The following is a 19,797-nucleotide window of genomic DNA, read 5'->3' as shown; positions in this document are numbered from 1 at the left end:
TCTTTCCGCGGCAACTATTTGCATGGAATCGGAGACACACCACATGGCTGACTCTTTCATCGAAGTCGTCGCTCAGGATGGCGGCCGTTTCAACGCCTACATTGCGCGTCCGGCGCAAGGCTCGGGTCCAAGGCTCGTGCTGCTGCAAGAAATTTTCGGCATCAACGAGACCATGAAGTCGATGGCCGATCGCTTCGCCGAAGAAGGCTACGTGGTGCTGGTGCCGGATCTGTTCTGGCGGATCAAGCCGGGCATTTCGCTCGGCTACGGCGAGGCCGATATGAAGCAGGCGCTCGATTATCTCGGGCGCTTCGATGTCGATCTGGCCGTCGACGATATCGCGGCAACAGTCGCGACCCTGCGTGCCTTGCCCGAGCAGGCCGGCAAGGTAGGCGCGGTCGGTTATTGTCTTGGCGGCAAGCTCGCGTTCCTGAGCGCGGCACGCACTGACGTGGACTGCGCGGTCAGTTACTACGGCGTCGGCCTCGAAGCGAATCTGGATGAAGTACCGGCCGTACGCTGCCCGATGGTGTTCCACTTCCCCGAAAACGACGCGCATTGTCCGCCCGAAACGCGCGAGCGAATCAGCGCGGCGCTGCGCACGCGTCCACAGATCGAGCAATACGTGTACCCGGGCTGCGATCATGCGTTCGCCGCACCGTCACGCCCGCAGTACGACAAACCGGCCGCGATGATGGCCTATTCGCGCACGCTCGCGCTGCTGCGCAAAGTGCTGGGTCCCGTTTACGATCTGAACGCGTTGTGGGAGGCTCACTGCTACTACGAGTTCGCCACGCGCGACGTGGATGCGGTCATGCCGACCATGGTCGCGCAACCCTACGTCAATCACGTCCCGACCATGACGGGCGGCGTAGGCCACGACAAGCTCAAGCGTTTCTACACGCATCACTTCGTCAATTCGAATCCTGCCGATACGAAGCTGATTCCAATCTCGCGCACGATCGGCGCCGATCGCATTGTCGACGAGTTCATTTTTAGCTGCACGCATAGCTGCGAAATCGACTGGCTGCTGCCCGGCGTCGTGCCAACCGGCAAGTATTTCGAGGTGCCGATGCTGGCCGTGGTGTGCTTTCGCGGCGACAAGCTGTACAACGAGCACATCTACTGGGATCAGGCTTCCGTGCTCGTGCAGGTCGGCTTGCTGAATCCCGAGGGACTGCCGGTGGCCGGCATAGAAAGCGCGCGCAAGCTGCTTGACGAGACGTTGCCGTCGAATCAGTTAATGGGTACGAAGTCGCGGGTGTGACGTTTGACCGGGTTTGGCGGGTTTTGCCCGGGTCGAGCAGCAAGGCGCAACTAGAGCCCTACCTCGGCGCAACACCCCTATGATGTGACTCTTCACTGGCCAACCTCCCTCGCCCCATGCTGATCGTCCATCATCTGAACAACTCCCGCTCGCAACGCGTGTTGTGGCTGCTCGAAGAACTCGGCGTTCCGTACGAGATCAAGCGCTACGAGCGTGACCCGAAAACGATGCTCGCGCCGCCCGAATTGCGCGCGATCCATCCGCTCGGCAAGTCGCCCGTGATTGTGGACGAGGGGCAGACCATCGCCGAATCGGGCGCGATCATCGAGTATCTGGTCGACAAGTACGGTCAAGGCCGCTTCGCGCCCGCCGCGGGCACGCCCGAGCGTCTGCGCTACACCTACTGGATGCACTATGCGGAAGGCTCGGCAATGCCGCCGCTGCTGCTCAAGCTGGTCGCCCTGCGTATCGCTGGCGCGCCGATGCCCTTCTTTGCCAAACCGATCGCCCGCAAGATCGCCGCGACGCTGCAGTCGAGCTTCATCGATCCGCAGTTGAAGCTGCACCTTGGCTACATCAATAAGGAATTGGGCGCGACGGGCTGGTTCGTCGGCACCGATTTCACAGCGGCCGACGTTCAGATGAGCTTTCCGCTGGAAGCCGCCACCGCACGTGGCGGCATGGAAGGGCAGATTCCCGCTGTCGTCGATTTCCTGAAGCGTATTCACGCGCGGCCGGCCTATCAGCGGGCGCTGGAGCGCGGCGGCAAGTACGAACTGCTGGGCGGCGACTGACACCCGGCTCCGCCCAGGAATTCGTAGTTGTGACTGAAAACTCGCGAGTGCTAGACTAAATTCCCCCATTGCCATCAACGGGTTGCCGCCCGGGTTTCCAACTTCGTGCCGAGCGGCGGAACGTCCGGCATCCGCGCGCACCCGATCGCACCCGTTCGATCAAGGCAAAGGAGTCCCCGCATGACCCATTCCATCCACGGCAACAAGCGCTGGCTGGCACTGATCGTTCTGTGCCTCGGCGTGCTCATGATCGTGCTCGATACGACGATCGTGAACGTTGCATTGCCGTCGATCGCAGCCGACCTCGGTTTTACCGAGACCTCGCTGGTGTGGGTGGTCAATGCGTACATGCTCACGTTCGGCGGCTGTCTGCTGCTGGGTGGGCGGCTCGGCGATCTGTACGGCCACCGCAAGCTTTTTCTAGGCGGCATCACGCTGTTCACGCTGGCCTCGCTCGCCTGCGGCATGGCGAACTCGCAAATCCTGCTGGTGTGCGCGCGTGCCGTGCAGGGCCTGGGCGGTGCGGTCGTCTCCGCTGTGTCGCTGTCACTGATCATGAATCTGTTCACCGAGACCGGCGAACGGGCCAAAGCGATGGGCGTGTATGGTTTTGTCTGCGCGGGTGGCGGCAGCATCGGCGTCCTGCTCGGCGGCCTGCTGACCAACCTGCTGAGCTGGCACTGGATCTTTCTCGTCAACTTGCCGATTGGCATCGCCGTCTACGCGCTGTGTGTCGCGCTCCTGCCGTCCGCGCGCGGTCACGCTCATGGCGAACGGCTCGACGTAGCCGGTGCGGTGACGGTCACGGCTTCGCTAATGCTCGCCGTATACGCGGTGGTGAACGGCAATGAAGCCGGCTGGACCTCGGCGCAAACGCTGGGTCTGCTGTTCGCCGCACTCGTGCTGCTGGCCGTGTTTCTTATTATCGAAGCGCGCGTGCAACATCCGTTGATGCCGCTCGGACTGTTCCGTCTGCGCAATGTCGCGACCGCCAACGTGGTCGGCGTACTCTGGGCGGCGGCAATGTTCGCGTGGTTCTTCATCTCCGCGTTGTATCTGCAGCGCGTGCTCGGTTACCGGCCCTTGCAGGTCGGGCTCGCGTTTTTGCCGGCCAATCTGATCATGGCGTTTTTTTCGTTGGGCCTGTCGGCGCGCGTAGTGATGCGTTTCGGTCTGCGCCTTCCGCTGGCCGCCGGGTTGCTGGTCGCGGCGGTTGGCCTCGCGCTGTTCGCACGGGCGCCGGTCAACGGCAGCTTCGTGCTCGACGTGCTGCCCGGCATGATCCTGCTCGGCTTCGGTGCGGGCATCGCGTTCAATCCCATGCTGCTGGCCGCCATGAGCGACGTCGACCCGAGCGATTCGGGCCTCGCGTCCGGTATCGTCAATACGTCGTTCATGATGGGCGGCGCGCTCGGTCTCGCGGTGCTGGCAAGTCTTGCCGCCGCGCGCAGCGACGCGATGCAAGCTTCTGAAAGCGCCACAGCCGCGCTCAATAGCGGCTACCACGTGGCGTTTCTGTTCGGTGCGATCTTCGCGGCGGCTGCGGGTGTGCTGGGCGGGTTGTTGTTGCGTCCCGGGCAGGCTGGCGGCGCTCCTGCGGACACGCATGAGCTCGGACACGGCTCGTCGGCATCGGATCAGCCTCGCGCCGCCGGCAATGAGGCGGCGACAGAAAACTACTGACCGGAGCAACGCGGGGCAAACACGAAGCAGGCATACGAAGGAGCTCACCTCATGACCACCAGCACCGACGTTTCCACGCTTATCCGTGACTGCTACGCCGCGTACGAACGCAAAGACCGCAGCGCAATCGAGCCGCTGCTCAGCGACGACTTCACGTTCAGCAGCCCGCGTGACGATCACATCAGCAAAGCGGTCTACTTCGAACGCTGCTGGCCGTTCAACGAACAGGTCGAACACTTCCACATCGAAAAGCTGTTTGTCGAAGGCAACGAGGCGTTTGTCACATACGTCTGTAAGCCGAAAGGCCGCACGCCGTTTCGCAACACCGAGTTTTTTCGCACGAGGAATGGTCAGATTGTCGAGGTGACGGTGTATTTCGGTTCGTCGGCCGAAGACGTGTCGCCCACCTGAACAACACGCCATGACGGCCGATGCGGGTGGATCGCCAGGCCATCCGCAACATCGGCCGCAAAACCGCAAGCGCGATCAAATGCACCGTATCTTGCCTGGCTATGCTGGCTTCATGCAAACATGAGAGCCGAAATGAATCCCGTCGGAAAAGCGCTCTGGTTTATCGAAAGTCACTTTGCCCGCGCGCTGACGCTGGACGAAATCGCCAATGGCGGGTGCGTATCGCGCTTTCATCTGGCGCGTGCGTTCGAAGCAGCCACCGGGTTTTCGGTGATGCGCTACGTTCGCGCGCGCCGCTTGAGCGAAGCGGCACGACACCTAACCGACGGTGCCCCCGATATCCTGGCGGTTGCTGTCGATGCCGGTTACGGTTCTCACGAAGCATTCACGCGAGCGTTTCGCGAGCAATTCGGGCTCACGCCCGAAGCGTTGCGTGCGCGTGGTCACCTCGACAACCTTGCTATCGTGGAGCCGATCAGAATGGACAAACCCTTTCTCACGCATCTCGAACCGCCGCGTTTCGAAGACGGCAAACCGTTTCTCGTCGCGGGGCTCAGCGAGCGCTATACATGCGAAACCACCGCCGCGATTCCTTCGCAGTGGCAGCGCTTTGGCGACCACTTCGGCAGAGTGCCGGGCCAGGTCGGCAACCTCGCGTATGGCGTCTGCTATAACGCCGACGACGCCGGCAATATCGATTATCTATGCGGCGTCGAAGTCAGCGACTTCTCAGCCTTGCCTGCCGAACTGAGCCGCTTGCGCATTGCCCCGCAGCGCTACGCGGTGTTCATTCACCGCGAGCATGTCTCGACCGTGCGGCACACGTGGAATGCGATCTGGAATCAATGGCTGCCGGAATCGGGACATGTTCCCGCCGATGCACCGAACTTCGAGCGCTATGACGAAAAATTCGATCCGGTCAGCGGTATGGGTGGGCTCGAGATCTGGTTGCCGTTGAAGACCTAGTTCGGAACCGCTACGCCGCGCATGCCGCCACGAACGCGTTGACGAGCGGCGCCGGCGCTTCGCTGAGCGCCACACGTTCGGCATGTGCGAGCAACTCACGGCCCTTGAGCGTCAGCGTAACGGTACGGCCGGTAGGGCCGATACGCTCGACCAGCAGCACGTCAAGCTCACTTTCGAGTCCGCGAATCCATGAGGACACGTTGGCCTGCGACGTATGAAGATATTCGCCGGCCGCCGTCTCCTTGTGAACGCTGCCGCACACCTTCATACCGGCTGAAAGCGTCGTCCGCGGATATCAAGCGGCATGATGCACCAACTGAAGGCCGTGGAAGGACCGAATGGTGGCCGTGTTTTCCCGGAAGAAAGTTTGCGGTCGCGACAAACTACTCGAGGCATTCAGCGGCGCTGATCCACGCGTATCAGAGCACGGCTGCAATGACGTTCGACATGCCGGATCAGAACGATTCGCCCACCATCTCTTCGCTCTTGCGCCAGAGGGCGTCAGCATGTGCGGCGTCGAGCGCGTAACGTCGAACGCCTTCGCTGACGGGCGTAATGACAACATCGTCCGCGACAACTTCGCTCGTGTGGCAGTTTTCGCAGTATCTGCCACCAACGTCTTCGGCTGCTGCCACTACCGCGGCCCATACCGAAGTCGCGGCACCCTGCGGGATCGTTTTGAACTGGAACGGCCCTTGTCCCTCCGCTGCAAGCTGACTGTTGATTCTCTCGAGCAGTGCCGTGATCTGGCTTTCGTCCATATGACGAGCCAGCTCCGTGTGAATTCCGCCCGGATGAACGGCGGCTGCCCGCACGCCACGCACGCGATGTCGCTGATCGAAAGCAACGGCAAAGAGAACATTCGCCGTCTTGGCGCGTCCGTACGCGACGAACGGATCGTAGGGCGTACGCTCGAAACCGGGGTCGTCGAGATCCACGTCCGCGAAACGGTGCCCTGACGACGCCAGGACGACCACCCGCCCACCAGATCGGATCAGCGAAGCCAGGCGATTCACGAGCACGAAATGCCCCAGATGATTCGTGCCGAACTGCATCTCGAATCCATCTGCTGTTTTGCCAAAAGGTGTCGCCATCACGCCCGCATTCGCAATGATGATGTCAAAGGGTTGACCTTGCGCCAACAGCTTGTCGGCGCAAGCCCGGACGCTCGCGAGGTTCGCGAGGTCGAGCTCAACCAGATCGATGCTGCCGCCTGCCGCAGCGGCATTGCGCCGTGCTTCGGCAATCGCTTGCTGCGCCTTTTCGAGGTCTCGGGCAGCGCCAACCACACTCGCCCCGTGCACCGCGAGCGCCCGTGCCGTCTCCACGCCAAGCCCTGCCGAGACGCCCGTTACAAGAATTCGTTTGCCGTGAAGATCGACGCCCGAGAGCACGTCGTCCGTCGTCGAAGTTGCACCAAATTTCTCAGCCATTTCCGCCGCTCCATCACAATAGGGTTGACGCCATTCCCCGTCCGGGATAAAAACGGAGTAACCCTCCGCTTTTCTAATATACTAAACGGAGCCATCCTCCGTTTGCAAGCACTCAAGCTGCGAATGAATCACTCGACACCAAAAGAACGAAAACCCAGGGCCGACGCGCAACGCAATCGCGAGCGCATCCTCGAAGAAGCGAAAACGGCATTTACACGCGCAGGAGGCGATATCAGCCTCGAAGACGTCGCCCGTCAGGCGGGCGTTGGCGTAGGCACGCTATATCGGCACTTTCCCACGCGTGACACACTGCTCGAAAGTGTCTATCGTGCCGAGGTGGGAAAACTTGCGGACGACGCGCTAAAGCTGGCCGACTCCCTGCCCCCGCTCGATGCGTTGAGATCCTGGATGATGCTCTTCATCGACTACATCGCCACCAAGAAGATCATCGCGCCCGCGTTGAATTCAATCGTCGGGGGGCCGACGAAACTGTTTGAATCGTCAGGGGCCCAGATCAAGGACGCGATCCAGTCGCTTGTTTCGCGCGCCGTCGTCAGCGGCGACATTCGTGCCGATCTCGAGCCACTGGACCTCCTGCGCGCGCTGGTTGGTGTTTCCAATGTCGCCTCTGCGCCAGACTGGCAGCAAAGTGCAAAAAGGCTGGTCGATATCCTTCTACTCGGGTCCCGGCCGCCCGGATAAATACACGTACAGCGGAGCTTGTCGCTCTCGTTGCGCATGCCGTCGAAGAGCGCACGCACGGCAAGTGTGTGGCTTGATCACCACTCATCGTCGGCGAAACCGCAGCCTCTTTTGACACCGCAGGATTGCGGCCAAGGCACTTAAAGGAATTTCTCTTTGATCTATGACGTCGTGATTGCCGGCGGCGGCCCCGTCGGCCTGTTTCTGGCCTGTGAGCTGCGGCTCGCAGAGCTCTCGGTGTTAGTGCTGGAGCTAGCCGAGGATCCGGGCTCGCCCTTCAAGCGACTCCCGTTCGGCATGCGCGGCCTTTCAGTACCCACCATCGAAGCCTTTTACCGTCGCGGATTGCTGAACGACATTGCGCAGCCCCAACTCGCGAAAGACGACTCGGCCCGCAGCAGCGTTTCGGCTGAGGGGCAAGGCGCGCAACAGCCGCGCCGCCAGGTCGGCCATTTCGCCGGCATTCCCTTCGACAACGACAACATCGATGTCTCGAAGTGGACGTATCGTCTGCCAGGCCCGGTCGGCACCAGCATGGCGGCCGATATGGAGCACATCGAGTCCGCCCTGGGCGCTCGCGCAAAGGCGCTGGGGGTTGAGATCAGGCGCGGCGCCGGTGTTGAAGACCTCGAGCAGTCGGACGAAGAAGTCACCGTTCGCGCCGGTAGCGAGACCTTTCGCGGACGCTGGCTGGTCGGCTGTGACGGCGGCCGCAGCACCGTGCGCAAGATAAGCGGCTTTGAGTTCGTCGGCACCGATCCTGAGTTTACCGGCTACTCCGTTCTGGTCGAGATGGCTGATCCGGATAAACTCAAATTAGGCCGCAACTACACGCCGACGGGCATGTATTTTCAGTCCCGGCCCGGGACGATTGCGATGGCCGAGTTCGACGGGGGTGTTTCCCACCGAACCCAACCGCTCACACTTGAGCACGTGCAGGCCGTGTTGCGCCGTGTCTCCGGCGCCGACGTCACCTTGACCGCGCTAAAGCTTGCCACCACCTGGACGGATCGCGCGTACCAGGCCACGACTTACCGCAAAGGACGCGTGCTGCTCGCGGGCGACGCCGCGCACATTCATTCTCCGTTGGGCGGCCAGGGGCTCAACCTTGGGCTTGGCGACGCGATGAACCTTGGATGGAAACTTGCGGCCACCATCCGCGGCGACGCGCCGGCCGGTCTGCTCGACAGCTATTCGAGCGAACGGCATCCGGTGGGGGCGCAAGTACTTGACTGGTCACGCGCCCAGGTTACGCTCATGCGGCCGAGCCGGCATTCGCGCGCGCTCGAAGCCATCATCCGCGATCTTATCGACACGCGTGACGGCGCGACTTACTTCGCCGGGCGCGTGTGGGGCGTTTCTCTATGCTACGAGCTTGGCGGCGGCCATCCGCTGGTGGGCCGCAGCGCTCCCGATTTCGAGTTGCTCGACGGGACGAAGCTCGGCGAACTTCTCACAAACGGAAAAGGCTTGCTTCTGGACTTTGACTCTCGACCATCGCTTCAGACTCTGGCGAGCCGCTGGAGCGGCCGGATCACGTATGCCGCAAGTGATGCCAAAGATCGGCTTGGCTTGAGCGCGGTGCTCGTGCGGCCGGATGGGGTCGTCGCCTGGGCTGGTGAGGCTTTCCCTGACCTTGAACAAGCGGCTCAGATCGCGTCGCGCTGGTTCGGCGAACCCGAAGATACGCGTGAATCGGCCTGAGCGAGTCAGCGCAGGTGAAGGGTGCGTGACATTCGATTACTGACGTGAGTCTTTTGTCTGACGCAGAAGAAGGTCCACTGCCTGCCAGGCCCGCGTTGCAACGGTTGGGTCGCCGAATGCGCGAGCTTCGATCGTCGCGCCATCCAACAGCATTAAACAAACGCTAGCCAACTGGTCAGCCGCCGGTGGCGGTACGATCTCCCGCAGAATCTCGCTCATCCAACCCTGCAACTTCTCGCGGTAACGAAGCGCCACTTCCGAGACCTTGGGATAGGTGGGGCCGAATTCGGCAAGGGCACGCTCGAACAGACATCCTGCAAATTCAGGACTCCGGAACCATATCTCATACCAGTCAAAGATGGCTTTCAGCCGGGAGGTGGCGTCCGATGCCGGCGCCATCTGCTGCGCAATGCCCTCCACGATAACGCTGTAGCGCTGCTCCAAAACTTCCCTGATCAGATCTTCCTTGCCCGAAAAATGCCGATACATGGTCATTCTGGCTACGCCCGAATCGTCAATGATCCAATCAACGCCGACGGGATGAAAGCCATGTTTTGAAAACAGATCCGTCGCCTTGTTCACTATCTGCTGGCGCTTGGTCACAGACATCCTTTCCCCCTTTTGCAAGCCATTTAACAATTTTACCATCCGGGAACCGCAAGGATTGTCCGGATGGCGATAGTTCTGCATCCGCATCCGGCATCCCGGCTGCGAATCGAAAATACTGCGTCAACTTTATGCTCGGCGGGTCTTAAAACAAGCCTGACATGGCTTCATTGACATCAATGTAGAACGATCTATATACTTAAGATAGGTAAAAAACTTTAATTACCCTATCTGGCTTTCCGAGCCAACGGCGCGCCTTTTGAGAGAAAAATAATGCTGACAGGAAAGCTCACATTGTTAATCGCGGCTATCGCCGCCTTGACCCTCACTGGCTGCATGGGGCTATCGCCCTATTCACCGACGAGGAACGCTATGGATGCCCTGGTCGGCCATAACATTAAGGAAATGCTTCCAACCTGGAAGGGGGCGACGCCCAACGCCTATCAGGTGAACGCCCAGGAAAACGCGTATGTCTATACCTTCGGCTACCATCCGGGACATTACGTCACCAAGGGATACCGGACTCTGCTTACCCCCGGCATTATCGAGGAAGGCTCCTACGACGATTATGTGCCGACCTATACGGACTGCGTGATGACATTCTTTACGGACAAGTCTGGAGCCATCACGCGTTATATTATGAAAACCAATGGGGCAATAAACCAGAACTCGTGCGGACACTATGTGAGCGGCTGGGGGTTCTAGTAGCGATAGTCCATCGTTAAAAAGCGGCTGATTGAAGAAAAGGTCCGCGCGGAAAAGATTCCAGGCCTTTGCCATTGGGGGGCAAACCTGGCACGCGCGTTCCGCCTGCCCGCGCGACGCGGCATATCTCGAGGCATGCGTTAAGCTACCCGCATGGATATCCGCCAGCTCAAATACTTCGTTGCAATCGTCGATTGCGGCAGCCTCTCGAAGGCGGCCGAACAGCTTTGTGTGGCGCAGCCTTCGCTTAGCCAGCAGGTCGCCGGACTCGAAACCGAACTGAAAACGACGCTGCTGTTGCGCAGTCACCAGGGCGTCCAGCCGACCGAAGCCGGTCGCGCACTCTATCTTCGCGCTCGCGACGTGCTCCGTCAGATGGCGCAGATTCCCCTCGCGGTGCAGGTCAACGGCACGGAATCCGGACAGGTTGCGATTGGCTTGCCGACCAGCGTCGCGGTCGTGTTCGCGCTACCCATGTTCAACTACGTACGGCGTCATTATCCTGGCATCCGTTTGCAGATCGTCGAAGGCATGAGCGGATACCTCGCCGAATTGATGGCGAACGGGCGCCTCGATATGGCCATCCTGTTTCGCGAATCGGAAACACGAGGCGTCTCGGTACATCCGCTGTTCGAGGAAAACCTGTTCGTGTTCGGACAGATCGCCGGCATCGGCCCGGCGCATGACGTAACGTTGCGTCAACTCGCGAACGTGCCGATGGTTCTACCGAGCGCGGCGAATGGTTTGCGCGTGCTGATCGAGCGCGCCTTTGCACGCGAAGGCATCGAGCCCGATATCGTCGCCGATGTCGATTCGCTGCCGACCATGCTCGCCATCGCGCGCGAGGGCGAGGTGGTGACGATCGTTTCGTCGGATGCATTCGGGCGCAACACCGCGGACCAGCATCTGATCCATCGGCTGATCGATCCGGAGATCAGCCGTCCCGTCGGCTTGTGTGTGCCGAATGCGCTGCCCACCAGCGCCGCCTCACTGGCGATTCAGAAGGTGGTCACACGCCTTGTCGCCGAGCTGGTCGAAAGCGGCGTCTGGTCCGGTGTGCTGCACCCCAACGACGCCGGCACGGCATAGCTATAGGCGTCACCTATACCCGGTAGCTCCAATCGGTATTTCACGCCGATGCGGCACGCGTCTACATTGTGGCCTTCGCAGTCGATAAGAGATGCTCGCACAGAGCCCGAAGGAGACGCATGTACACCCAGATTTTCGACCCCGTCGCGCACTCGATAGGGGCTTCCGCATTTTTCGCCGTCCTTCCCCTGCTCACCCTGTTCGTCCTGCTCGGCGTCCTGCGCTTGCAGGCGCGCTGGGCTGCACTTGCTTCACTCGCGGTGTCGGTGGCGGTCGCGATTTTCGTCTACGGGATGCCCACTGGACAAACAGCCAGTGGCGCACTCGAAGGTGCCGCGATCGGGTTCTTCCCGATCATCTGGATTGGCATCAACGCAATCTGGCTGTTCAAGCTGACTCAGGAAAGCGGCCACGCCGACGTGCTGCGGCGCGCGCTCGCCCGCGTCAGCGCCGACCAGCGCGTGCAAGCGGTGTTGATCGCGTTCTGCTTCGGCGCGTTGCTGGAAGCGCTGGCTGGCGGTGGTGCACCGGTCGCAATCTGCGCGGTGCTGCTGATTTCGATCGGTGTCGAGCCGTTGAAAGCCGCAGCAGTTTGCCTGATCGCGGATACCAGCCCGGTCGCGTTCGGCGCACTGGGTTTGCCCATTACCGTGCTCGCCAAGATCACCCGTTTGCCGGTCCATGAGATCAGCGTAATGGTGGGACGGCAAACGCCATTGCTGTCGCTCTTCATTCCGCTGATCCTCGTATTCATCGTCGACGGCCGGCGTGGCATAAAGGAAGTCTGGCCGCTCGCGTTCGTCACCGGGATCGTGTTCGCGTTCGCACAGTTTGCCGGGTCGATGCTGCTGCCGGTCGAACTCGTCGACATCGTCGCCGCATTGATCTGCGCGGGCGTTTCCATCGCGTTCCTGCGTGTCTGGTCGCCGGGCGTGTTGCGCGCCGACCTGGCTGGCGCCGGAGCGGTCGTCGTCAATTCCGGTGGCCATCAACGTGCCGACGCCGACCATGGTCATGGCCTCGCGAGTGCGCCCCACAGCGCCACCATGACTATGCCGATGCCGGGCTCGGGCACGCAGTTCCATCACACGGCCGCCGTGCGCGGCAATGCATCAGCCGACACTGCCCAGGCGCCCGATTCGCGCGCCGAGATCCTGCGCGCGCTCGCACCCTACGCCGCCGTGATCCTGGTCGTCGCAGCGACGCAGATCGGCTTTATCGGTCACGCACTGGGTGTCGTCACCTCGACGTTCGCATGGCCCGGCCTGCACGTGGTCGATCCGAAAGGGGCCGCCGTATCGGCTACCAGCGCCAAGTTCGAATGGCTGCTTTCCGCAGGCTCGATCGTATTGATCGCCGGTTTGCTGTCCGCGCCGATCCTTAAGGTCAGCGCGCCGGTTGCCGCCCGGACCTATCTGAAGAATCTTCATGAACTGCGCTGGGCGGTCTTCACGGTGTGCTGCGTAGTCGGCGTGGCGTACGTGATGAACCTGTCCGGCCAGATCGTGACGCTCGGCATCTGGGCAGCCAAGGCGGGTCCCGCTTTCGCGCCGGTGTCGCCGATTCTCGGCTGGTTCGCAACCGCCCTCACCGGCTCGGATACATCGGCGAATGCGCTGTTCGGCATGCTGCAACTCACCACCGCCCATCACACCGGCCTGTCCGACATTCTGTTGACCGCGGCCAATACGTCGGGCGGCGTGGTCGGCAAGGCGATATCGCCGCAGAACCTCGCGGTCGGCGCGGTGGCCGTCGGCATGATGGGCAAGGAAGGCGTGTTGTTCAGACGCGTGGCTGGCTGGACGGTCCTGATGATCGCGGCGCTCAGCCTGCTGGTCTACCTCCAGTCCACGCCGGTGCTCGGCTGGATGGTGCCGTAATCGGGCCGGCCACCGCGGTGCCGTAGCGTGTGTCATGCCGTGTGTGGTGCCGTGTGTGGTGCCGTGTGTGGTGCCGTGTGTGGTGCCGTGTGTGGTGCCGTGTGTGGTGCCGTGTGTGGTGCCGTGTGTGGTGCCGTGTGTGGTGCCGTGTGTGGTGCCGTGTAGCAAGAAAAGCCTGAGCACCTGTTTTACGCATTGAAATAGTGAGGATATGCAGAAGATGAACCATCCACTCAACGACATCACGGTCGTCTCGATCGAGCAGGCGATTGCCGCGCCGCTGGCAAGCCGGCATCTGGCCGATTGGGGCGCGCGCGTCATCAAGATCGAGCGCCCGGAGGTCGGCGACTTCGCCCGCAACTACGATACCGCGATGGATGGCCTGTCGAGCCAGTTCGTCTGGACCAATCGCTCGAAGGAAAGTCTCGCGCTCGACATCAAGACCGGGCCCGGGCAGGAAACGCTCGAAGCACTGCTCGCCCGTGCCGACGTCTTTATCCAGAATCTGGCGCCCGGCGCGGCGCAGCGCCAGGGGCTTGACGCAAAGTCCCTGGTCGCGCGCTTCCCGCAACTGATCGCCTGCGACATTTCCGGGTACGGCTCCAACGGCCCCTACAGCAACAAGAAGGCCTACGACCTGCTGGTGCAGTGCGAAACCGGTTTCCTGTCCATCAACGGCACACCCGAGACACCGTCGAAAAGCGGTCTCGCGATTGCCGACATCGCGACTGGCATGTACGCGCTGAACGGCATCCTGATGGGCCTGCATCAACGCTCGCGTACCGGCAAAGGCATGGCGTTCGAGGTCTCGCTGTTCGATGCGCTGACCGAATGGATGAGCTATCCCGCGTACTACACGCGCGGCCTCGGCGAGCCAGTGCCGCGCAGTGGCGCCCGGCACGCAACCATCGCTCCGTACGGTCCATTCGCGACGGGCGACGGCAAGACGGTTTTCTTCGGTATCCAGAACGAACGCGAATGGCTCAGCTTCTGCACGGTCGTACTCGACGACGCGGCCATCGCGGTCGAGCCGCGCTATGCTTCGAACTCACTACGGGTTGCAAATCGCGAGGCGTTGGAACGGACCATCGAGGAGCGCTTCGCCGCGTGGAGCAGCGCGCAGGTACTGGAACGGCTCGATCGCGCGTCGATTGCGAACGGCATGATGAACGACGTCGAAGCACTCCTCGATCATCCACAACTACGCGAGCGCAATCGCTACCGTAGTGTTGAAACCGAGAGCGGTCCCCACGATATGTTCCTTCCGCCGGTGACGATCCCGGGGATCGAACCGGTCATGGGTCCGGTACCGGCAGTCGGCCAGCATACCGACGCCATTCTCGCGGAAATCGCAGCGGATACACACTCGCAACGGAGCGGCGCATGAGTCAACACGAATCGAATCCGCAGCGGCGCCCACGTACGACGCGCACCGTGCTCGCGGTGCCTGGGCATCGCTTCAACATGCTGCAATCGGCGGCGGCTTGCTCGGCCGATGCAGTGTTCATCGACCTTGAGGATGCCGTCCCTGTCGACAAAAAAGACGAGGCGCTCAAAACGGCCGTGCAGGCACTCGCCGAACTCGACTGGGGCGACAAGACTGTCAGCGTCAGGATCAATGCGAACGAACGGGGCATCGACGCGCACGAGGTCCGGACCTTGACCGCCGAAGCTCGCCGGCTCGATTCGATTCTCGTTCCGAAGGTGGAATCGGCGGACGTCATTGCACAGGTGGAGCAGTTGCTGAGCGCTCGGCCTGGGTCGTTCGCGCCGCTCGAAATCGAGGCGTTGATCGAGACGGCCCGCGGCGTGATGAATGTCGATAGCATTGCCGGGGCGAGTAGCCGGCTCACCGCCTTGCATTTCGGTGTCGGCGATTTTTCGGCGTCCATTGGCGCGCGCAACGTCGAGATCGGCGGCACACATGCCGGTTATGCCGTGACGCTCAAGGATGAAGCGGGGCACTACAGCGCCACGCCCCTCGACCTCTGGACGTACCCGATGATGCGGATTCTGGTCGCCGCACGCGCTTTTGGACTGCGTGCGATAGATGGTCCATGTGGCGCGTTTCGCGATCTCGTCCTGACGCGAGCCTGGGCGCTGAAAGCCGCGGCGATGGGTTACGACGGCAAGCAGGTCATCCATCCCGGGCAGATCGAGCCGACCCGTTCGGCCTTCTCACCGACCGACGATGAAGTGCGCGCCGCCCGCCGAACCGTAGAAGCGCTCGAAGCAGCGCAAGCCGCGGGCCTCGCAGCCATTTCGCTCGATGGCAAGCTGGTCGATTTCGCTAACGTGCGGATGGCGCAGCGCATCCTTGCGATGGCGGAACGGGGCTGAGCAGGCCACCGCGGGGACGGTTTTGTGCGGGTGTTTGTCGACTTCGTTGTCGAAGCGTTCGAGCGGCAGCGATTGGCTGAGAGGTTTGCGGGAAACGTCGAATGAGTTGAGCCTTGGCGAATTGATGCAGTTCGGTTTCGACTTCCATTCCGTATCCGGACGCGAACCAGCGTCACGTTAATGTTATCGGCGCGCCACTGGATCTACGCCCGGCGCTGGCAGTGCGTTTTTGTCCCTCGTCTGTCGAATGTTTTCCTAAGTTCTTACTCAATCCGGGCACAGCTTCGCCCCCATCGGAGCAGCCTCGTCGCGAAGACGGCAATACGGCCTTTCATCCTTGAGGGCGAATTCGGCCATCTGGTGTCCTAGGGCAGGCCACGCGAGTCGCATTAGCTTTTTACAGTCGCTGAAACGTGTCGTCAGTCGCTGTAATTCGGCGGCCCGAACCCCACGGCGGCTTCTCTTTTACCTGAAGCGAATTAACGCGAGCACCCACGTGTGCCGCTTTCCAGATGTCGGTCCGGTGACGCACTTTTCTGCTTCGTGGCTCACGCGAAATTTCATTGACTTCAGAGTAGAACGATCTATATCATGTGAAAAAATGGAAATTCAATCAAACCAATAGATTTTATACTGGTATTGCACCCCAATCCGTCACACTCCTATTTGTTAATTCTGAGTGCGACGAGACTATGGCTACTCCATTCAGGGTGGCCCGTATGGCCACGTTTATCGTGGCGCCCCTGCTTTTCCCGCGGCAAGTCCGCAATTAGCCAAAACTTCAATCAAACCGATCGTTTGACATAAATAAACCAGACGGAAACGACGATGAAAAAAATATTCTCGATTGTCCTGGTGATATTTTTAGCTGCTTGTCAGAGCCTGGGGCAAACGGTGGGCGTTGGCAATGAGAAATTCGATCCAGACTGGATCAAGCAACACGTAGTGGTCGGTAAGACAACGCAGCAAGATATCCTCAGCCTATACGGGGATCCGGATAACAAGACAACTGACGCCAAGGGTTTCGATACCTGGTTATATCGCAAGAATCGGTCGGGAAGCAATGTGATATCTGCCGTGAGCGGCATGATTCCCGGGATGTCAACGGCAAACCAAGCCGCGTCTTTGGCGGATGTTCACGATAAGCAAGGTTATAGCGATCGTTTGTATTTCTGGTTCAAAAATGGCGTTATGACCAATTGGCATAATTGACCTGCTCCGCAGCGCCCGGCAGTCATTCGCGCAATCGGCGCGACGCTCTGCTGTTGGCCGATCGCCTCCTGATGCGGTCGGCCATTTTGTTATGGCATACACGGAAATCCTGTCGTCGCCTGGTCGAAAGTAAGCTCGGCTAGCGAATCCGTGTGGCATCCCCGCCCCGCTGAAATTGATAACGGTCCGCAGAACGGTCTGGTTCAGCGCGGCCATCGCCGGCGAGAGACAACGGCAAAGCTCACGGCGATCGAACCCCCTTGCATCCGGCCATCGTCTGCCGGGAAGACGTCAGCGAACCGGGGGCGGCGCTCCCGATCCACTAACCGCGCCTGCGCAGGCTCAGGATTGCCGGCGGCGTCGTCAACCGGCACATCTGCACGGTCCGTGCGGTTTGCGCGACGCTTAGGATTTGGTGAGGCCATGGACAATCCCGTGTTGAGAGACATATCCGTATTGAACAGCTCGCCCATCGATTAGTAAAATGAATGATTTGATCGAAACGATAACTACGCAGAATGGAACTGAAACTGCTGAGAACGTTTTTGTCGGTCGTCGAGCTGCGTCATTTCGGACGCGCGGCGCAGGCGCTTCACTTGAGCCAGCCGGCGTTGAGCAAACAGGTTGGCGCGCTGGAGGCGAGCCTGGGCGCGAAGCTGTTTGAACGGGGGCGGCATGGCGCGGAACTGACGCGGTTCGGCGAAATTTTCCTGCCCGATGCGCAAGCGCTCGTCTACGACGCGGATGAGATTCTCGCGCGTGCGCGAGAGGCAGGCAGTGGCAAGCGTGGGCATTTGCGGATCGGCATTTGTCTGTCAGTGCTGATGATCGCACCGCGAATCATTGCCGACTTCCGTCAGCAGTATCCGGGCATTGCCATCGCGTTGAGCGACCTGTCGTCCGCCGAGCAAACCCGCCGCCTTCTGGCGGGAAAACTGGATGTGGGCTTTATGCGCGCACCCTCGGTCGAGGGCCTCTCGTCTCTTCGTGTGATCGATGAGACCCTGGCGCTGGCGTTACCTCCATCCCTTGAGCGCGTGCGTCTTCCTTCCGATTTTGACAAGCTGAATGAAATGGGTTTTCTGGCCCTGCGGCGTGCGCGCGGGCCTGGGCTCGCCGCACAGGTCGACGGCTGGTGTCGCGAACAGGGTTTTGTACCGAACGTGACTCAGCAGGCCGACGATGTGCAGTCCGTCCTGGCATCGGTTGCTGCCGGCGTCGGCGTCGCGTTCGTTCCCTCGGGTGCGCAACATCTGCTTCGGGATGCTACCGTCCTGCCGCTGCGCGGAAAATGCGCGAAGTGGCGTGTCGGGCTTGTGTGGGCGGATGCGAGGAAGAATCCCGTTACATCGCGGTTCGTCTCGTTTGTGCGCGCCGCACTGAAAGCGGGCTGAGTCTTTTCTACGTAGGGAGACTACTCGTCCCCACGGATCAGGGTTGGCGTTTGCCGCGGCCACCAGCGGGTTTGCCAGCCGGCTTACGTGAACCCGCAGCCGGCTTGCTGGCGGGTTTGCCGCGTGGTTTTTGCACGCTGAATGGGCTACCGCTGGACAAGCTTGTGCCTTTACCCGCGGCCACAGCACGCTGCGCCGCAGGCTTGCGTTTGTTTTCGCTACTTTGCGGGCGCGGTTTTTTGCCGGGCACTTGCACGGCGCCCGGCGCAGCTTGTGGCACTTTCGGCTTCTTGGGTTTTTTAGGTTTCTTGATGATCTCGCCCGTCGCGCTAGTTTGCGGCACGCGGTGTTCGGCTTCAAAACCCGGCTCTTCTTCACGGCGCAGCGTTTGCCGGATCAGCGCTTCAATCGCGGCCAGTTGCGGCGCTTCATCGGCACACACAAGGGATACTGCCACGCCGCTCGCACCCGCACGGCCGGTACGGCCAATACGGTGCACATAGTCTTGCGCCACGATCGGCAGATCAACGTTGATCACCAGCGGCAGGTCGTCGATATCCAGCCCGCGCGCAGCCACATCGGTGGCTACCAGCATACTGACTTCGCCCGTCTTGAAGCGTTCCAGCGCACGCAATCGTGCGGGTTGCGGCTTGTCGCCGTGGATGGTGTCGACCGAATAGCCCGCTTCATCCAGCATGGCCGCCAGATAATCCACGCCATTGCGAGTTTTGACGAACACCAGCGCCTGCTCCCAGTTGTTCTCAGCCACCAGGTGCATGAAGAGGTCAGGCTTGTTCTTTTTATCCACCGGTATCACCCACTGCTTGATCTTGCTGGCCGTGGCATTGGGCGGGCTGACGCTGATATTCACCGGGCCGCGCAGAATGCTCTCCGCCATCGCGCGGATGTCATCGGTAAACGTGGCAGAGAACAGCAGGGTCTGGCGCTGAGCGGGCAACGCGGCAAAGACGGCGTTGAGTTCGCGCGAAAAGCCCAGATCCAGCATGCGGTCGGCCTCGTCCAGCACCAGCGTTTGTACCTGGTCGAACTGCACTGCATTCTGGCGATTCAGATCCAGCAAACGGCCCGGCGTGGCAACGAGCACATCCACGCCTTTGCGCAACTTCATCATTTGCGGGTTGATGCTCACACCGCCGTAGGCGGCCAGAAATCGTAAGTCGAGGCCTTTGCCGTAGTCGATAAAGCTTTGCAGCACCTGTTCGGCCAGCTCACGCGTGGGCACCAGCACCAGAACACGCGCGCGGTTGCTGGACACCGCCGGGCCGTGTTGCACCAGCCGTTGCAACAGCGGCAGCGCAAAACCCGCCGTCTTGCCAGTGCCGGTCTGTGCCGCAGCCATGACGTCCTTGCCACTGAGCACAGCGGGAATCGCCTTGGCCTGCACCGGCGTAGGTGTCTGGTAATTGAGGTCCTGCAAATTACGCAGCAAGGGATCGATCAGGCCAAGCGAGGCAAAAGACATTGGCGTATTCCGGGCTAAAGCCGCAATTCTAGCGGTTGCCGCCTGATTGCGCCGCGCAGATCAATGGTCAAAAATATCGACGTTGATCGCCACTGAAAAACGGTAGCGCTGCCAGGCGACTGAACTAT

At 60.9% G+C, this 19,797-nt stretch carries 19 protein-coding genes; 15 read left to right on the top strand and 4 right to left on the bottom strand.

The window, feature by feature from the left end:
• The first annotated feature begins 43 nt into the window (after positions 1-43).
• The 5 genes from GH665_RS23500 to GH665_RS23480 all read left to right on the top strand — a co-directional run bounded on the left by GH665_RS23500 (position 44) and on the right by GH665_RS23480 (position 5,121).
• Positions 44-1,267, top strand: coding sequence for a dienelactone hydrolase family protein (locus GH665_RS23500; RefSeq protein WP_153139353.1), 1,224 nt, complete (start codon positions 44-46; stop codon positions 1,265-1,267).
• 116 nt (positions 1,268-1,383) lie between these two features.
• On the top strand, positions 1,384-2,061 hold the full coding sequence (locus tag GH665_RS23495) for a glutathione S-transferase family protein (protein ID WP_153139351.1): 678 nt from the start codon (positions 1,384-1,386) through the stop codon (positions 2,059-2,061).
• A 180-nt stretch (positions 2,062-2,241) separates the two neighbouring features.
• A complete protein-coding gene (locus tag GH665_RS23490; RefSeq protein ID WP_153139349.1) occupies positions 2,242-3,744 on the top strand; it encodes a DHA2 family efflux MFS transporter permease subunit in 1,503 nt (500 codons plus the stop codon).
• Between the two features lie 51 nt (positions 3,745-3,795).
• The gene (locus GH665_RS23485) at positions 3,796-4,155 is read left to right on the top strand and encodes a nuclear transport factor 2 family protein (protein WP_153139347.1); all 360 of its coding nucleotides are present in this window, start codon (positions 3,796-3,798) and stop codon (positions 4,153-4,155) included.
• 132 nt (positions 4,156-4,287) lie between these two features.
• Positions 4,288-5,121: an AraC family transcriptional regulator gene (locus tag GH665_RS23480; protein ID WP_153139345.1), complete on the top strand. Its 834-nt coding sequence runs from the start codon at positions 4,288-4,290 to the stop codon at positions 5,119-5,121.
• A 10-nt stretch (positions 5,122-5,131) separates the two neighbouring features.
• Here the strand turns inward: GH665_RS23480 and GH665_RS23475 are convergent, their stop codons facing one another.
• Together GH665_RS23475 and GH665_RS23470 are read right to left on the bottom strand one after the other, a co-directional pair.
• Complete coding sequence (locus tag GH665_RS23475; protein WP_153139343.1) at positions 5,132-5,389, bottom strand: LysR family transcriptional regulator; 258 nt, start codon at positions 5,387-5,389, stop codon at positions 5,132-5,134.
• Between the two features lie 187 nt (positions 5,390-5,576).
• Positions 5,577-6,554: an SDR family NAD(P)-dependent oxidoreductase gene (locus tag GH665_RS23470; RefSeq protein WP_153139342.1), complete on the bottom strand. Its 978-nt coding sequence runs from the start codon at positions 6,552-6,554 to the stop codon at positions 5,577-5,579.
• A 123-nt stretch (positions 6,555-6,677) separates the two neighbouring features.
• Between GH665_RS23470 and GH665_RS23465 the strand changes: the two genes are divergently transcribed.
• Positions 6,678-7,256 (top strand): TetR/AcrR family transcriptional regulator, encoded by a 579-nt coding sequence (locus tag GH665_RS23465; protein ID WP_153142259.1) that lies wholly within the window; start codon positions 6,678-6,680, stop codon positions 7,254-7,256.
• 156 nt (positions 7,257-7,412) lie between these two features.
• Positions 7,413-8,960, top strand: coding sequence for an FAD-dependent monooxygenase (locus GH665_RS23460; protein WP_153139340.1), 1,548 nt, complete (start codon positions 7,413-7,415; stop codon positions 8,958-8,960).
• Between the two features lie 36 nt (positions 8,961-8,996).
• On the opposite strand, the gene GH665_RS23455 is transcribed toward GH665_RS23460, so the two are convergent.
• The gene (locus tag GH665_RS23455; RefSeq protein ID WP_153142258.1) at positions 8,997-9,569 is read right to left on the bottom strand and encodes a TetR/AcrR family transcriptional regulator; all 573 of its coding nucleotides are present in this window, start codon (positions 9,567-9,569) and stop codon (positions 8,997-8,999) included.
• Positions 9,570-9,839: 270 nt separating this feature from the next.
• Between GH665_RS23455 and GH665_RS23450 the strand changes: the two genes are divergently transcribed.
• The 8 genes from GH665_RS23450 (at position 9,840) to GH665_RS23420 (ending at position 18,186) form a co-directional block, all read left to right on the top strand.
• Positions 9,840-10,271 (top strand): hypothetical protein, encoded by a 432-nt coding sequence (locus GH665_RS23450; protein ID WP_246216337.1) that lies wholly within the window; start codon positions 9,840-9,842, stop codon positions 10,269-10,271.
• A 153-nt stretch (positions 10,272-10,424) separates the two neighbouring features.
• Positions 10,425-11,360, top strand: a complete 936-nt coding sequence (locus tag GH665_RS23445) for a LysR substrate-binding domain-containing protein (RefSeq protein ID WP_153139338.1) — start codon at positions 10,425-10,427, stop codon at positions 11,358-11,360.
• A 119-nt stretch (positions 11,361-11,479) separates the two neighbouring features.
• Positions 11,480-13,240 (top strand): L-lactate permease, encoded by a 1,761-nt coding sequence (locus GH665_RS23440; protein ID WP_153139336.1) that lies wholly within the window; start codon positions 11,480-11,482, stop codon positions 13,238-13,240.
• Positions 13,241-13,267: 27 nt separating this feature from the next.
• Entirely contained in the window at positions 13,268-13,405 is a 138-nt protein-coding gene (locus tag GH665_RS39680) for a glycine zipper family protein (protein WP_425496054.1), read from the top strand.
• Positions 13,406-13,460: 55 nt separating this feature from the next.
• The gene (locus tag GH665_RS23435) at positions 13,461-14,627 is read left to right on the top strand and encodes a CaiB/BaiF CoA transferase family protein (RefSeq protein ID WP_153139334.1); all 1,167 of its coding nucleotides are present in this window, start codon (positions 13,461-13,463) and stop codon (positions 14,625-14,627) included.
• Positions 14,624-15,580: an HpcH/HpaI aldolase/citrate lyase family protein gene (locus tag GH665_RS23430; protein ID WP_153139332.1), complete on the top strand. Its 957-nt coding sequence runs from the start codon at positions 14,624-14,626 to the stop codon at positions 15,578-15,580. The genes GH665_RS23435 and GH665_RS23430 overlap by 4 nt, the downstream gene beginning before the upstream one ends.
• Positions 15,581-16,408: 828 nt before the next feature.
• Entirely contained in the window at positions 16,409-16,792 is a 384-nt protein-coding gene (locus GH665_RS23425) for a hypothetical protein (protein ID WP_153139330.1), read from the top strand.
• A 518-nt stretch (positions 16,793-17,310) separates the two neighbouring features.
• Positions 17,311-18,186, top strand: coding sequence for a LysR family transcriptional regulator (locus GH665_RS23420; protein WP_153139329.1), 876 nt, complete (start codon positions 17,311-17,313; stop codon positions 18,184-18,186).
• Between the two features lie 37 nt (positions 18,187-18,223).
• Here GH665_RS23420 and GH665_RS23415 read toward each other — a convergent pair whose 3' ends face one another.
• Entirely contained in the window at positions 18,224-19,669 is a 1,446-nt protein-coding gene (locus tag GH665_RS23415) for a DEAD/DEAH box helicase (protein WP_153139327.1), read from the bottom strand.
• Positions 19,670-19,797: the final 128 nt, after the last annotated feature.

The organism is Paraburkholderia agricolaris (assembly GCF_009455635.1).
GTDB classification, from domain to species: Bacteria; Pseudomonadota; Gammaproteobacteria; order Burkholderiales; family Burkholderiaceae; genus Paraburkholderia; species Paraburkholderia agricolaris.
Note: the sequence above shows the minus strand (reverse complement) of the source record. Positions and strands in the feature narration are given on the sequence as shown.

Excerpts from the sequence above, each read along its gene's own strand:
- GH665_RS23500 (WP_153139353.1), top strand. The coding sequence starts at position 44 with ATGGCTGACTCTTTCATCGAAGTCGTCGCTCAGGATGGCGGCCGTTTC.
- GH665_RS23495 (WP_153139351.1), top strand. The coding sequence starts at position 1,384 with ATGCTGATCGTCCATCATCTGAACAACTCCCGCTCGCAACGCGTGTTG.
- GH665_RS23490 (WP_153139349.1), top strand. The coding sequence starts at position 2,242 with ATGACCCATTCCATCCACGGCAACAAGCGCTGGCTGGCACTGATCGTT.
- GH665_RS23485 (WP_153139347.1), top strand. The coding sequence starts at position 3,796 with ATGACCACCAGCACCGACGTTTCCACGCTTATCCGTGACTGCTACGCC.
- GH665_RS23480 (WP_153139345.1), top strand. The coding sequence starts at position 4,288 with ATGAATCCCGTCGGAAAAGCGCTCTGGTTTATCGAAAGTCACTTTGCC.
- GH665_RS23475 (WP_153139343.1), bottom strand. The coding sequence starts at position 5,389 with ATGAAGGTGTGCGGCAGCGTTCACAAGGAGACGGCGGCCGGCGAATAT.
- GH665_RS23470 (WP_153139342.1), bottom strand. The coding sequence starts at position 6,554 with ATGGCTGAGAAATTTGGTGCAACTTCGACGACGGACGACGTGCTCTCG.
- GH665_RS23465 (WP_153142259.1), top strand. The coding sequence starts at position 6,678 with ATGAATCACTCGACACCAAAAGAACGAAAACCCAGGGCCGACGCGCAA.
- GH665_RS23455 (WP_153142258.1), bottom strand. The coding sequence starts at position 9,569 with ATGTCTGTGACCAAGCGCCAGCAGATAGTGAACAAGGCGACGGATCTG.
- GH665_RS23450 (WP_246216337.1), top strand. The coding sequence starts at position 9,840 with ATGCTGACAGGAAAGCTCACATTGTTAATCGCGGCTATCGCCGCCTTG.
- GH665_RS23445 (WP_153139338.1), top strand. The coding sequence starts at position 10,425 with ATGGATATCCGCCAGCTCAAATACTTCGTTGCAATCGTCGATTGCGGC.
- GH665_RS23440 (WP_153139336.1), top strand. The coding sequence starts at position 11,480 with ATGTACACCCAGATTTTCGACCCCGTCGCGCACTCGATAGGGGCTTCC.
- GH665_RS23435 (WP_153139334.1), top strand. The coding sequence starts at position 13,461 with ATGAACCATCCACTCAACGACATCACGGTCGTCTCGATCGAGCAGGCG.
- GH665_RS23430 (WP_153139332.1), top strand. The coding sequence starts at position 14,624 with ATGAGTCAACACGAATCGAATCCGCAGCGGCGCCCACGTACGACGCGC.
- GH665_RS23425 (WP_153139330.1), top strand. The coding sequence starts at position 16,409 with ATGAAAAAAATATTCTCGATTGTCCTGGTGATATTTTTAGCTGCTTGT.
- GH665_RS23420 (WP_153139329.1), top strand. The coding sequence starts at position 17,311 with ATGGAACTGAAACTGCTGAGAACGTTTTTGTCGGTCGTCGAGCTGCGT.
- GH665_RS23415 (WP_153139327.1), bottom strand. The coding sequence starts at position 19,669 with ATGTCTTTTGCCTCGCTTGGCCTGATCGATCCCTTGCTGCGTAATTTG.